The sequence below is a fragment of the Raineyella sp. genome (genome assembly GCF_034933565.1).
Taxonomy (GTDB): domain Bacteria; phylum Actinomycetota; class Actinomycetes; order Propionibacteriales; family Propionibacteriaceae; genus Raineyella.
The window spans coordinates 19,955-33,176 of record NZ_JAYFNG010000027.1 but is presented as its reverse complement, the minus strand read 5'-3'; the positions used below and the strand labels follow the sequence as shown (position 1 = coordinate 33,176).

The window sequence follows — 13,222 nt, the reverse complement described above, 5'->3', positions numbered from 1 at the left end:
CGGCGGCCCGTGGTCAGTGCGTACGGGCCAGGTCGGCGGCGCCGATGATGCCGGCGGCGTTGCCCAGGGTGGCCAGGCGCACCTCGGCCACCGGGCGATGGGTGGGGGCGGTGAGCGACTCGAGGAAGGCCGCGCGGGCCGGTCGGAGGAGCAGGTCACCGGTCTCGCTGACCCCGCCGGCGAGGACGAACATCGCCGGGTCGAGCACCGCGGCGAGGTCGGCCATGCCGGCGCCGAGCCAGTCGCCGATCTCCCGGAAACACTCCAGCGCCGCGGGATCGCCCTCCCGGGCGGCCTGGGTCACCTGCGGGCCGGTGATCCGGTCGGGGTCGCCGCCGGCGAGTGTGAGCAGTCGGACGGCGTGGTGCGGTGAGGTGGCGGCGATCTCCTTGGCCTCCCGGACCAGCGCACGACCGCTCGCGTACGCCTCCAGACAGCCGCGTCGGCCACAGCCGCAGCGCCGGCCGCGCCGGTCGACGGTCAGGTGGCCGATCTCGGCGGCGACGCCGTGGCCGCCGCGGACCAGCTGGTGGTCGAGGATCACCCCGCCGCCGATGCCGGTGCCGACGGTGATCACCACTGCGGAGTCGGCGCCCCGGGCAGCGCCGAACCGGAACTCGCCCCAGGCCGCCGCATTGGCGTCGTTCTCCACCACCGCCGGCAGCCCGCAGCGGTCCTCGATCGCGCGGCGCAGCGGCTCGTCGCGCCAGGCGAGGTTCGGGGCGAACAGCACGGTCGACCGGGTCGAGTCGACGAACCCGGCCGCGCCGATCCCGATCGCCCCGACGTCGCCGGGGGCGCCGGGGCCGCTGAGCAACTCGTCGATCAGGGCGACGATCGTCGTGACCACCTCGCCGGTGTCGCGGGCCGGGGTCGGGCGACGGACCGTCGCGAGGATCGTGCCCGACGCGTTGACCACGCCGGCGGCGATCTTGGTCCCGCCGATGTCCACCCCGATCGTCGTCGGAGCGGTGGTGGCGTCGGGCGAGGGGTGCAGGGTGTGCAGCGTGGACATCGGTGTCTCCGGGTGGTCAGCGGTGGTCAGCGGTGCGTCGGTGCCGGCTCGGCCACCGACCTGTCGTGGGCATCCGGGCCGGTGCCGTCTTCACCCACGGCCTCCCGGTCGGTGCCGTCTTCACCCACGGCCTCCCGGTCGGTGGCCGCCCCTGTCGCGGTGGCGGTGAGGGCCTCCGGGGTGACGTGGGCCAGGGCGTACGCCACGGCGCCCAGCACGTGGGCCCGGGCGCCGAGCTCGGCCCGGACGATCTCGAGGGACCGTACGGCCGCCGGGATCCCGTTGAGCCGTACGGATTCGCCCATCGGGCGCAGCAGCAGGTCCTCGGCCGCGGACAGTTCGCCGCCGACGATCAGGCGCTGCGGGTTGACCAGGTTGCACAGGTTGGCGACGGCCAGGCCGACCACGCGGCCGGTGTCGCCGAGCACCCGACGACAGCCGGGGTCGCCGGCCCGGGCGAGTTCGACGATCCGGGGGATGCCGAGGCGGCCGTGGGTCGGGGTGAGCAGGTCGATCACGTGCGGGGCGTTGGCCACGGTCTCCAGGCAGCCGCGGTTGCCGCACTGGCAGACGGCGCCGTTCTCGACCACCGTCGTGTGGCCGATCTCGCCGGCGGTGCCGGTGGCGCCGCGGAAGATCTCGCCGTTGAGGATGAGGCCGGCGCCGATGCCGGCGGCGAGCTTGAGATAGACGACGTTCCTGATGTCGCGGCCGGCACCCCAGGTGGCCTCGCCGAGGGCGCCGAGGTTCGCGTCGTTCTCGACCAGGACGGGCAGGCCGAGCGCGCGCTCGGCGGCGGTGGCCAGGCTCACCCCGGTCCAGCCCGGCATCAGGGCGGTGGCGCTGATCATGCCTTCGGCATCGACCGGGGCGGGGATGGACAGGCAGGCGCTGACCACGCGTTCGCGGGGGATCCCGAGACCGTCGAGCAGCTCGGTGATGGTCTCGTCGGCGGAGCCGAGCCCTTTCGCCATCGAGTGTCCCTGGGGGAGCGTACGGTGCTGCTCGGCCACCACTTGGTGGGCAAGGTTGGCGAGGGCCACGTGGACGTGGTCGCGCCCCATGTCGATCCCGACCACCAGGCCGGCCGACGAGGACAGGGTGACCAACTGGCCGCGGCGGCCCTGCTTGTCGGCCTCCATGTCGACGACGCCCGCCTCGAGCAGCGTGTGGACGATCTTCGACACGGTCGACGGGGCCAGTGACGTACGCCGGGCCAACTCGGCCTGGGTCAGGGCGCCGCGGCTGCGCAAGGTCTCCAGGACCCGCGCCTCGTTGGCGCTGCGCAGTGCCGACTGGGAGCCACCTGGACCGAAAGTGTCCACGGAACCTTCATTGGTCGACGACATGGTGACAGTAAATCACCAACAATCTTCGGGCGGAACGGTGGAGGGGGCCTCCGGGCCGTCCTTCGGGCCGGGACGATGCCGCTTCCCCGCGGAGCGCGGTGCTCGGCGGGGATCCACCGGATACCTTCACGGTTGTCCGGAGAGGATGGCTGGGGACGAGAGGACGGCGACTGGGGACGGCCGCCGAGTTTTCCTGCAGCCGCTGCGCCTCCGGTCAGCTGCGGCCGGCCGGCGGGCCGCGGCTGACCGGAACGGCGGCGGCTGGCTGGAACGGAGACGGTTGACCGGAACGGGGCGGCGGACCGGAACGGGGGCGGCTCCTACGGTGGGAGCCGCCCCCGTTCCCGGTGGGTGGTGGAGTGGTCAGCAGCAGCGGGCCCTGGGATTGCGTCCTTCGGACTCCCAGGCGCAGCGCCAGAACTCCGCTTCGGTCAGCAGCGGTTCGTCAGGGTGGGTGCGCAGCTGGTGGCCGACGTAGCGGTCGTACTTGTCCAGCCCCGCGAGCCCGCGGACGACGGCGACGGTGCCACGCCAGGCGCGCTGGACGATGTCACCCTCAGACGGCTCGTGCACCGGGGCAGAGCCGTCGGCACGTGCCGCTTCGATCACGACGGCGAAGCGGCCACCGGCCCGCTCGGGGCGAATGTCGGTCACAGTTCCTTCTCCTCCTGGACCGTCTGTTGCTGGCTGGCGTGGTGCATGCCGGGCAGCCGGTCGTCGCCGAAAGGGTTGAGGCCGGCCGCCTGCCACTCGGCCAGCACTTCCTTCTCCAGCTTAGTCGGGACGAAACTGGTCGGCGCGAAGATCTTCGACGCCACCCCCTCGGCCTCCGCGTCGGGCAGGCCACCCTTGCGGAAGGCCTTGATCGCGATCGCGACGCCGATCAGGAAGACGATCAGCACCAGGGCCGCGTACAGGATCGACAGGGTGCCCTGCACGGCGGTGTTGCGGATGACCATGTCGATCTCGTGCGGGCTCTTCGCTGTGGAGAAGGTCTGTGCCCCCTTCGCCTTCGCCGCGCGGGCCGCGGCGTTCAGCGCCCAGTAGCCGAGCGAGGGGTTGGGGGAGAAGATCTTCTGCCACGACGCCCACATCGTGATGAACAGGTCCCACAGCAGCGGCAGGGCGGGGATCCAGGCCCACCGGAACAGGCCCTTCTTCATCACCACGACGAAGACGACGGTGAGCGCGATGGCGGCGAGCAACTGGTTGGCGATGCCGAACAGCGGGAAGAGCATGTTGATGCCGCCCAGCGGGTCGGTGACACCCATCACCACGATGGAGCCCCACGCCACGACGACGATCGCGGTGCAGATCCAGGCGCCGGGGCGCCAGGACGGATCCCGGAACTTGCGCCAGCCGGGGATGTTGGCCAGCGAGTCGGAGAGCATGAAGCGCGCCACGCGGGTGCCGGCGTCCACGGTGGTGAGGATGAACAGCGCCTCGAACATCACCGCGAAGTGGTACCAGAACGCCTTCGCCGCACCCACGATGGGGATCTGGCTGAGGATGTGCGCCATGCCGAGCGCGAGGGTCGGCGCGCCACCCGTACGGGAGATGATCGACTTCTCGCCGACCTCGGCCGCTGCCTGGGAGAACAGATCCGGTGTCGCGGCCGGCAACGGTGCGCCGGAGCCGCTGACCAGGTGCAGACCGTTCGTGTACGCCGCAGCGGTGGCCGGAGTGCCGCCGGTGAGGCCCAGCGGGGCGTTCATGCCGAAGTAGAGGTGCTGGTCGATCACCGCGGCGGTGATCAGTGCCGAGATCGCCACGAACGACTCGGTGAGCATGCCGCCGTAGCCGATGATCCGCGCCTGCGACTCCTTCTGGATCATCTTCGGGGTGGTGCCCGAGGAGATCAGGGAGTGGAAGCCGGACAGTGCGCCGCAGGCGATGGTGATGAACAGGAACGGGAACAGGTTGCCGGCGAAGGCCGGGCCCTTGCCGTCCAGGGCGAAGTGGGTGACAGCCGGCATCGACATGACCGGGCGGACGACCAGGATGGCCAGCGCCAGGAAGACGATGGTGCCGACCTTCATGAAGGTCGACAGGTAGTCGCGTGGGGCCAGCAGCAGCCAGACCGGCAGGATCGCGGCCAGGAAGCCGTAGATGGCGATGGCGTACGCCAGCTGGACGGGCGTCAGGGTGAAGACCTGCGCGAGGGCGGGATGGGTGTTGACGATCGAGCCGCCGGCGATGGCGAGGACGAGCAGCACCACGCCGATGGCGGACGCCTCGCCGACCTTGCCGGGCCGGATGAAACGCATGTAGACACCCATCAGGAAGGCGATCGGGATCGTCATCGCGATCGAGAACACGCCCCACGGGGACGAGGCCAGGGCGCCGATGATGACGATCGCCAGCACCGCGATGAGGATGATCATGATGGTGAACACGCCGACGATGGCGAACCAGCCGCCGACGGTGCCGAGTTCGTCGCGGGCCATCTGGCCGAGCGAGCGCCCGTTCCGGCGGATCGACAGGTGCAGCACCATGTAGTCCTGCACCGCCCCGGCGAGCACCACGCCGACGATGATCCAGATCGTGCCGGGCAGGTAGCCCATCTGGGCGGCGAGGACCGGGCCGACCAGCGGGCCGGCACCGGCGATGGCGGCGAAGTGGTGGCCGAACAGGACGGCACGGTTGGTCGGCTCGAAGTCACGCCCGTTGGCGAACTCCTCGGCCGGGGTCGCCCGGGTGTCGTCGGGGCGATGGATCTTGCGTTCGATCAGCTTGGCGTAGAAGCGCAGGAAGACCAGGTACGTGCAGACGGCGGCAAGGACGAACCACACCGCACTGACGTGCTCGCCACGCAGGGTGGCGATGAAGTACCAGGCGACGGCCCCGACGATGCCGAGGACGGTGAAGAGGATCTTCTGCCCGGTGGAGATCCCCGGCGGCTCGATCACGGCGACCGGGGGCAGGGACGGGTCGGTCTTCAGCTTCTGGCCCGCGTCGCGGGTGACTGACATGACAACTCCTGGAGTCGTCGGGTGGCCGCGACCACGGTGGCGCGGCGGCCCGGAGACGGACATGGGGGCAAAGAGCGCCGGCGGCCTCCCCGGACGTACGCGGGATCACCGCGTCGTGCAGGCTCCCGGGGTGAGCGGGGCCGGGGAGGAATCGGGAGGGTGAATCACCGTGGTGGCACCATGTGAGGGTGCTCAAGCGATACCGAGAAGTCCTAGGTCTACCCGGTGCGTGGCGGTTCTCCCTGGCGGGCGTGATGGCCCGTCTTCCGATCGGCATGACCGGCCTGGCGATGGTCATACTGATTTCTTCCGGTTACGGATCCTATGCCCTCGGCGGCGCAACGACCGCGGCTTACGTCCTCGCGGTTGCGATCGGGGCACCGCAGATCTCGCGTGCCGTGGACCGGTACGGCCAGTCCCGGGTCATGCTGCCCGCGGTGACGCTGTCCGGACTGGCCGGCCTGGGCCTGACGTACGCCGCCGCGCAGCACGCGCCGGGGGCGGTGCTGATCGTGCTGGCGGTCGTCGCGGGCGGGGCGCAGGGATCGATGCCGACCCTGGTCCGGGCCCGGTGGACCCATGTCGCCCGGAACGCCTCCCAGCTGCACACCGCGTTCTCGATGGAGGCGGCGCTGGACGAGATCGCCTTCATGGTCGGGCCGGTGCTGGCCACCTGGCTGGCCACCGCCGTCGCGCCGTGGCTGCCGCTGGTCCTGGCGGGGGGCATCCAGATCCTCGGCGGCTGGTTGTTCCTCACCCAGCGGGCGACCGAACCGCCCGCCTCGGGCGCCCCGGTCAGGGGGACGGCCGGCTCGCTGCTGTCGATCCGGGTGCTGTGGCTGGTCTTCGCCGCGTACCTGATGCTCGGGATCGTCTTCGGTGGGGTGGACGTCTCGACCGTGGCGTACGCCAAGGAGCTGGGCCGTCCGTCGTCGGCGGGCCCGGCGCTGATGGTGTTCTCGTTCGGCTCGTTCCTCGCCGGGCTGGTCTACGGGGGCCGGCGCTGGCGTGGGGCACCGTGGCAGCACTTCGCCGCCGGGACGGTGCTGATCGGGCTGGGCGCGGGGTCGTTCTTCTTCGCGACCTCGATCGAGATGCTGGCGCTGCTGATGTTCCTCACCGGCCTGGCGCTGTCGCCGACCTTTGTCGCCGGCCAGACGCTGGTGCAGCACCTCGTCCCGGCGGACCGGGTCACCGAGGGGTTCGCCTGGGTGGCGACGTCGATCAACGCCGGCGTCTCGCTCGGGTCGAGCCTGGCCGGCGTGGGCCTGGACCGCGCCGGCTCCCCGGGTGGCTTCGCCGTGACCCTCGCCGGGGCCTGCCTGGCGCTGGTGGTCGCCCTGGCCGCCGCGCCGACCCTGCGCCGTCGGACGGCCTGAGGGTCGTACGGGCGCGGCTGGCCCGGAGCGGGCCCGGCCGCTGCATCCGACCGCTGCCTCTCGTCCGACCGGCTCTCGTCCGACCGCCTCTCGTCCGACCGGCTCTCGTCCGGCCGGATGCGCGTAGCGCCGGCTCGCGGCCGCGCGTACGGTCCGGGAACGGCAGCGGCGGGCCCGGCACTGGCCGGACCCGCCGCTGTGGAGGATCAGGGGTGGACGTCAGGGGTGACGCCCGAGGGGATCACTCCTCGCCGTTGGCGGCGCGCTTCAGCGCGGCGCCCGGAGTGAGGCGGACGGCCCGCTTGGCCGCGATCTCCATGGTCTCGCCGGTGCGGGGGTTGCGGCCGCTGCGGGCGGCGCGCTCGACGACCTCAAGGGTCAGCAGGCCCGGGATCTGGACCTTCTGGCCCCCACGTGCGGCCTCCTGCAGGACGTCGTCGAGGGCGGTGATGGCACGGTTGGCGTCTTCCTTCGACAGTCCGGCGCGCTCGGCGACGGCCGCCACGAGTTCGGTGCGGTTCATGTGTCTCCTTCAGTGATGGTCCGTGACGCGGTCGCAGGCGACCTCGTCAGGGTTCGGCGCTGCGCATCGACACAACGCACATGTCGTAACAACGCAGGATGCTAGTGACCGCAGAGGGTCACTGCAACGGAGAACCGCGCAGACACGCCGTTTCCCAGGGGTTTCCGGTGGGTTCCGGGCCGATTTCACCCCCTCGGCGGACCTTCGGGGACCGTACGGGGGCCTTCGGGGCCGTACGGTCACTCCCGTCGGGCCGCCGATCAGGACCGGCGGACGGCTCCGTCGTCGGCTGCCGGACGGACGGGGACGGCGGCGACCACCGCCCCCAGCGCGGCGACGGCACCGGCTGCCGCCGTGGCCAGCGCCGGCGCGATCGCGTAGAGCGGCAGCAGCGCGGGCACCACGGCGGAGCCGAGGAACTGCACCGCCATCGTCACCGAGGTGGCGCCGCCGGTGTTCTGCGGGGTGCTGCGCAGGGCGAGGGTGTTGGTCAGGATCCGGCTCGCGGTGCCCGCGGCGCCGATCGCCCCCACCAGCACGACCAGCAGCGCCAGCCATGGCGCCAGCCCGACCAGGGCCATCGCGACGGCCAGCACGAGGAGCGAGAGGACACCCAGCCGCCGGATCCCCCAGCTGTCGGCGAGGCGGCCCGCCAGATTACCGCTCGCCAGCCCCGCGACGCCGTAGAACGCGACCACCAGGCCGCGGGTGGTGGGGGAGAGCCCGAACCGGTCGGTGGCGATCAGCGCCGCCAGCACCGTGACGCCGGTGGCGCTCACCTGGGCGGCGAACGCCACCGCGGAGGACTGCGCCACCCGCGGGTTGGCCAGCGCCCGCCAGTCGGTCGGCCCGCCCGCCCGGCCGCTGCCGGCCCGCCCGGAGGGGGTGACCAGCCCGAGGACCAGCGCCGCCAGCCCGGTGACGACGAAGGCGAACCGGTAGTCGGTGTCCGCCGCCACGCCGCCGACCAGCGGGCTGAACGCCTGCCCCGCGGCCTGCATCGAGGCGAACAGGCCCAACGAACGTCCCAGCCGGTCCCCGGGCACGAACTCGCTCAGCAGCGACACCAGCACCGGGGTCGTGAAGGCATTGCCGACCCCCTGCAGGGCCCGCCCGGCCATGAAGACCGGGACCACCGCCCCCGCGGGGAGGCCCTGGGCGAGGACGCAGACCAGGGAGGCCGCCAGGTAGACGGCGTACCCGCCGCGGATCGTACGGCCCCGTCCCCAGCGCTGGGCGAGGGAGCCGGAGACGAGCAGGGCGAGGCAGAACGGCAGCATGTACCAGGTCACCGCCGAGGACGCCGCGGTGAGGTCGGTGCCCAGCCCGTGGGCCAGCTCCGGGAGCATCGTGTTGGTCACCGCCCCGCCGAACGGCCCGAGGAATCCGCCGACGTACAGCGGCCAGACGCGTGGACGGGCAGGACTCAGGGGCGACGACATGACCGCCAGGTTAGGTTTCCGGGCCGGTGCGCCGACAGGGGCAGCATCGGGCCACGGAACGGGGGGAGCCGTCAGGTGCCGCAGCACCGGGCACGCGGGGGCTGCCGTGCCCGCCGTGCCGGTGCTGGCGTCCGCGCGCTCCGGACAGCAGGGGACCGCCCGGCGCGGTGCCCTGCCCCGCTGCCGTCCCCTGCAGCGCCGTCACGACAGTGTCGTCCTACAGTGAGGGCATGAACATCGCGATCCCGGTCACGTCGGACGGTCAGGTCGAGCCCCGTTGGGGGCGGGCGCCGATGGTCGCCGTCGCCACGGTCGATGCCGGGCAGGTCACCGACTGGGTGGTCCACCGGGTCGGCTGGGACGTCGCCCACGACGAGGGGACCGAGGGGTCGCACCACGCCCGGATCGTGCGGTTCCTGCGGGAGAACGCCGTTGAGGCCGTCGTCGTCGACCACATGGGCCAGGGCATGCTGCACACCTTGGGCAAGATGGGCATTCCGGTGCTGCCGGCCCGCTCGGCCGATGCGCGCGAGGCAGTGCTGCAGGCGGTCGCCACCCGCTGACCTGTCGCCACCCGCCACCCGCCGATCCGCGGCGCGGTGGCGCCGTCCCGTACGTGTCGCCCGGGTACGCGTCGCCCGGGATGACAGTCCCGGACTGTCCCGTGGCATCCGGACGGCCGTCCGGTGCGTGTCGTCCCGGCGACCGGGACGACACGCACGGTCCGCTCAGAGCATCGGCTGGGTGTGCCAGATGTTGCGGATGTAGTCCCGCATCGAGCGGTCGGAGCTGAAGTAGCCGCAGCGGGCCACATTGAGCACCGCGGAGCGGGTCCAGGCGTCCTGGTCGGCGTACTTCTCCTCGATCTTCGCCTGGGCGTCGACGTACGACTGGAAGTCGGCCAGCACCATGAACCGGTCGTGGTGGGTCAGCGACACCGTCACCGAGTCGAACATGCCGCGGTCGCCGTCGCTGAACGCCCCGGAGTTGATCAGGTCGATCGCGGCCCGGATCGACGCGTTGCGCTGGTAGTACTCGCCCGGGTTGTAGCCGTGGGCGCCGAGCTCGGCGACCTGCGGCTCGCTCATCCCGAACAGGAAGAAGTTCTCGTCGCCGACCAGGCGGCGGATCTCGACGTTCGCCCCGTCGTCGGTGCCGACCGTCAGGGCGCCGTTGAGGGCGAACTTCATGTTGCCGGTGCCGGAGGCCTCCATGCCGGCCAGGGAGATCTGCTCGGACAGGTCCGCGGCCGGGATCAGCTTCTCGGCGAGGGTGACGTTGTAGTTCGCCGGGAAGGCGATCTTCAGCCGGCCCTCGACACAGGGGTCGGTGTTGATCGTGTGGGCCACCCGGTTGATCAGGTGGATGATGTCCTTCGCCATCCGGTAGCCGGGAGCGGCCTTCGCACCGAACACCACGGTGCGCGGCGTCAGGTCGGCGGCGGCCACCTTGCCGGAGAGCACCTGCTCGTAGAGCGACACGACGTGCAGCAGCTTCAGCGTCTGGCGCTTGTACTCGTGCAGCCGCTTGACCATCACGTCGAGCAGGTGGCCGTCGGGCAGATCGATCCCGTCCCGCGTCCGCAGCAGGGTGGTGAGCCGATGCTTGTTCCAGTCCTTCGCCTCCCGGAAGGCGACCAGGAAGTCCTCGTCCAGGGCGTACGTCTCGAGCTCCTTGAGGCGCTCCAGGTCGGTGACCCAGCCGGAACCGATCGCGTCGGTGATCACGTCGGAGAGCTTCGGGTTGGCCATCTTGACGAAGCGGCGCGGGGTGACACCGTTGGTCACGTTGGTGAACCGCTCCGGCCACAGCGCGGAGAAGTCCGGCAGCACCTTGTCGCGCAGCAGCTGACTGTGCAGCTCGGCGACACCGTTGACCTTGGTCGCGGCGACGGTGGCGAGGTGGGCCATCCGGATGCCCCGGTCGGGGTACTCGGTGATGATCGACATCCGGCCGGCGCGCAGCTCGTCGCCCGGGAACGTCTCGCGGACCTCGGCCAGGAAGTGCTCGTTGATGCCGTAGATGATCTCCAGGTGGCGCGGCAGCAGGCGGCCGAGCAGGTCGGTCGACCACACCTCGAGGGCCTCCGGGAGCAGCGTGTGGCAGGTGTAGGCGAAGCACCGGTGGGTGACCTCCCAGGCCTCCTCCCACTCGAAGCCGCGCTCGTCCATCAGGATGCGCATCAGCTCCGGCACCGCGATCACCGGGTGGGTGTCGTTGAGCTGGAAGATGATCCGGTCCGGCAGGTTGTGGAGGTCGAAGTCCTCCTCCAGCTCGTTGTCGATGAAGTCGCGCAGCGAGCAGGCCACGAAGAAGTACTGCTGCTGCAGTCGCAGCTCCTTGCCCTGCGGGGTGGAGTCCTCGGGGTAGAGCACCTTGGAGATGTTCTCGGCGAAGGTCTGGGCCCGCACCGCCTCGGCGTAGTCACCGGCATTGAAGATCGACAGGTCGAAGGCCTTCGTCGCCTGCGCGCTCCACAGCCGCAGCGGGTTGACCCGGCCGTTGAGGTAGCCGGGGACCATGTAGTTGTACGGCACGCCCAGCACGTTCCAGGCGGGCACCCAGGTGGTCCGTTCCCGGCCGTCCTCGTCGACGGTCCGCTCGGTGTGACCGCCGAAGTTCACCTGCACCGACTCCTCGGGGTGCGGGAACTCCCACGGCGAGCCGAGCGCGAGCCAGGTGTCGGGCTGCTCGACCTGACGGCCGTCCACGAAGGTCTGGCGGAAGATGCCGTACTCGTAGCGGATGCCGTAGCCGATGCAGGGCACGTTCATCGTCGCCAGCGAGTCGATGAAGCAGGCGGCGAGCCGCCCGAGGCCACCGTTGCCGAGGCCGGGCTCCACCTCCTGGCTGCGCAGGGTGGCCAGATCGATGCCGCACTGCTCGAGGCCCTTCTCGGCGATCTCGTTCAGGTCGGAGGCCATCAGGGCGTTGCCGAGCTGGCGGCCGAGCAGGTACTCCGCGGAGAGATAGCCGACCGTCTTGGCCTTGGCCTCGTGCGTCTTGCGGCTCGTCTCCAGCCAGCGGGCCATCAGGTACTGGCGGACGGTGCCGGCCAGTGCCAGGTACTGGTCGTTGATGCTGGAATGCGACAGTTGCACGCCCTGCGTCGTGTTCAGCTCACCGAGGAAGGCCGCGACGAAGCCGTCCACCGAATGCGGCGGCGACTTGACCGGGGCCAGGGCGAGAGGATGCGTGGGCGTGCCGGCCGGGCCCTTCTCGCGGTGGGCCGTCGTGGGCGACTCGTCGGCAGGGGTGGTGCCGCTGCTGGTCGTCTGCTGCGCGTTGTCTGGCATGGCCCGCAGCATACGGGGTGCGACCTGGCGACCGCGTCTCGAGGTGCTGTTCCGGGGTGCTGTCCCGCGGTGGAATCGTGCCCTCCCGGCGCAGCCCGTGAGATCGCTCACCTCCGGTGCGGCCGGTGGGCGTCAGGACGGTCCTCTGCCCGGTGTTCTCAGCCAGGTGTTCTCAGCCCAGGTGGGCCACGGCCTCGATCTCGACCAGGAACTGCGGGCGGCCGAGGGCGGCGACGCCCACCACCGTGTGCGTCGGCTTGACCGGGCCGGTGAACCAGCGGGCCCGCGCCGCGCTCACCACCGGGGCGGCCGTCACGTCCACCAGATAGGTGGTGGTGGCGACGACGTCATCCATCGTGCCGCCGGCGGCGGTGACCACCTCGGCCATGTTGTGCAGCGCCTGGTCGACCTGGGCGGCGATGTCCCCCTCGCCGACGATCGACCCGTCGGCGGCGAAGGACACCATCCCGGCGATGTACAGGGTGTCACCCGCCCGCACGCCGTAGGAGTAGGTGTTGTTCACCGCCGGGGCGGCCGGGAGCGTGTTCGGCATGATCGCCTCGCGGCGTGCGGTCTCGGTCATGGGTCCTCCGTCGGGCGGGTCGTCGCGCCGGTCGGGTCCGGTCGGTGGGGTCCGGTCCGTCGGGCATCGTCTGCTGGTGCGTCGGCTGTCAGTGCGTCGTTCACCGGTGCGTCGTTCGTCAGCGCATCGTCGCGTGCCGCGGACCGTACGGACCACCGTGTCCCCCTCCCCGGAACGGCCGCGGATCCGTAGGCTCACTGCATGGCAACTGTCTTCACGCGCATCATCACCGGTGAACTGCCCGGCCGCTTCGTCTACCGCGACGACACGGTGGCCGCCTTCCTGTCGATCGGCCCGGTCGCCTGGGGCCACACCCTGGTCGTCCCGATCCAGGAGGTCGACCGGTGGACCGAGGCGGATCCGGCGTTGTGGGCCCACCTCACCGAGGTCTCCCGGCTCATCGGGCAGGCGATGGTGAAGGTCACCGGGGCCGCCCGCGCCGGCCTGTTGATCGCCGGTTTCGAGGTGCCGCACCTGCACATCCACGTCTTCGGTGCCGACGACATGAGCGGATACACCCTGCGGGCCATCGACGTCTCGGAGACGGAGATGGACCGGGCCACCACCGAGCTGCGCGCCGCTCTCCGCGAGCTGGGCGCCGGGGAGTACGTGCCGGCCTGAGTGCCCGGCACCCCGGGGCCGGTGTCAGTGGCCGGTGCCACA

At 71.4% G+C, this 13,222-nt stretch carries 11 protein-coding genes; 3 read left to right on the top strand and 8 right to left on the bottom strand.

Translation table 11 applies throughout. The annotated features are described in order from the left end of the window. Positions 1-13: 13 nt before the first annotated feature. The 4 genes from VB059_RS08735 to VB059_RS08720 all read right to left on the bottom strand — a co-directional run bounded on the left by VB059_RS08735 (position 14) and on the right by VB059_RS08720 (position 5,336). Positions 14-1,015 (bottom strand): ROK family glucokinase, encoded by a 1,002-nt coding sequence (locus VB059_RS08735; RefSeq protein WP_323421633.1) that lies wholly within the window; start codon positions 1,013-1,015, stop codon positions 14-16. A gap of 26 nt (positions 1,016-1,041) precedes the next feature. Continuing rightward, positions 1,042-2,340 carry an ROK family transcriptional regulator gene (locus VB059_RS08730; RefSeq protein WP_323421632.1) on the bottom strand — a complete coding sequence of 433 codons (1,299 nt, stop codon included), beginning with the start codon at positions 2,338-2,340 and terminating at the stop codon, positions 1,042-1,044. Between the two features lie 387 nt (positions 2,341-2,727). Next, entirely contained in the window at positions 2,728-3,018 is a 291-nt protein-coding gene (locus tag VB059_RS08725; RefSeq protein WP_323421631.1) for a YbdD/YjiX family protein, read from the bottom strand. Continuing rightward, positions 3,015-5,336: a carbon starvation CstA family protein gene (locus VB059_RS08720; protein WP_323421630.1), complete on the bottom strand. Its 2,322-nt coding sequence runs from the start codon at positions 5,334-5,336 to the stop codon at positions 3,015-3,017. The genes VB059_RS08725 and VB059_RS08720 overlap by 4 nt, the downstream gene beginning before the upstream one ends. Before the next feature lie 182 nt (positions 5,337-5,518). Here VB059_RS08720 and VB059_RS08715 point away from each other — a divergent pair, with 182 nt between their 5' ends. Further along, on the top strand, positions 5,519-6,715 hold the full coding sequence (locus VB059_RS08715) for an MFS transporter (protein WP_323421629.1): 1,197 nt from the start codon (positions 5,519-5,521) through the stop codon (positions 6,713-6,715). 241 nt (positions 6,716-6,956) lie between these two features. Here VB059_RS08715 and VB059_RS08710 read toward each other — a convergent pair whose 3' ends face one another. Both VB059_RS08710 and VB059_RS08705 read right to left on the bottom strand, forming a co-directional pair. Next, positions 6,957-7,238, bottom strand: coding sequence for an HU family DNA-binding protein (locus tag VB059_RS08710; RefSeq protein ID WP_323421628.1), 282 nt, complete (start codon positions 7,236-7,238; stop codon positions 6,957-6,959). A 260-nt stretch (positions 7,239-7,498) separates the two neighbouring features. After that, entirely contained in the window at positions 7,499-8,680 is a 1,182-nt protein-coding gene (locus VB059_RS08705; RefSeq protein WP_323421627.1) for an MFS transporter, read from the bottom strand. A gap of 230 nt (positions 8,681-8,910) precedes the next feature. Between VB059_RS08705 and VB059_RS08700 the strand changes: the two genes are divergently transcribed. Beyond that, complete coding sequence (locus tag VB059_RS08700) at positions 8,911-9,243, top strand: NifB/NifX family molybdenum-iron cluster-binding protein (RefSeq protein ID WP_323421626.1); 333 nt, start codon at positions 8,911-8,913, stop codon at positions 9,241-9,243. 165 nt (positions 9,244-9,408) lie between these two features. Here VB059_RS08700 and VB059_RS08695 read toward each other — a convergent pair whose 3' ends face one another. Together VB059_RS08695 and VB059_RS08690 are read right to left on the bottom strand one after the other, a co-directional pair. After that, positions 9,409-11,976, bottom strand: a complete 2,568-nt coding sequence (locus VB059_RS08695) for a glycogen/starch/alpha-glucan phosphorylase (protein WP_323421625.1) — start codon at positions 11,974-11,976, stop codon at positions 9,409-9,411. A 172-nt stretch (positions 11,977-12,148) separates the two neighbouring features. Next, on the bottom strand, positions 12,149-12,559 hold the full coding sequence (locus VB059_RS08690) for a RidA family protein (RefSeq protein WP_323421624.1): 411 nt from the start codon (positions 12,557-12,559) through the stop codon (positions 12,149-12,151). 201 nt (positions 12,560-12,760) lie between these two features. On the opposite strand from VB059_RS08690, the gene VB059_RS08685 reads away from it, so the two are divergent. Continuing rightward, on the top strand, positions 12,761-13,180 hold the full coding sequence (locus tag VB059_RS08685; protein ID WP_323421623.1) for an HIT family protein: 420 nt from the start codon (positions 12,761-12,763) through the stop codon (positions 13,178-13,180). Positions 13,181-13,222: the final 42 nt, after the last annotated feature.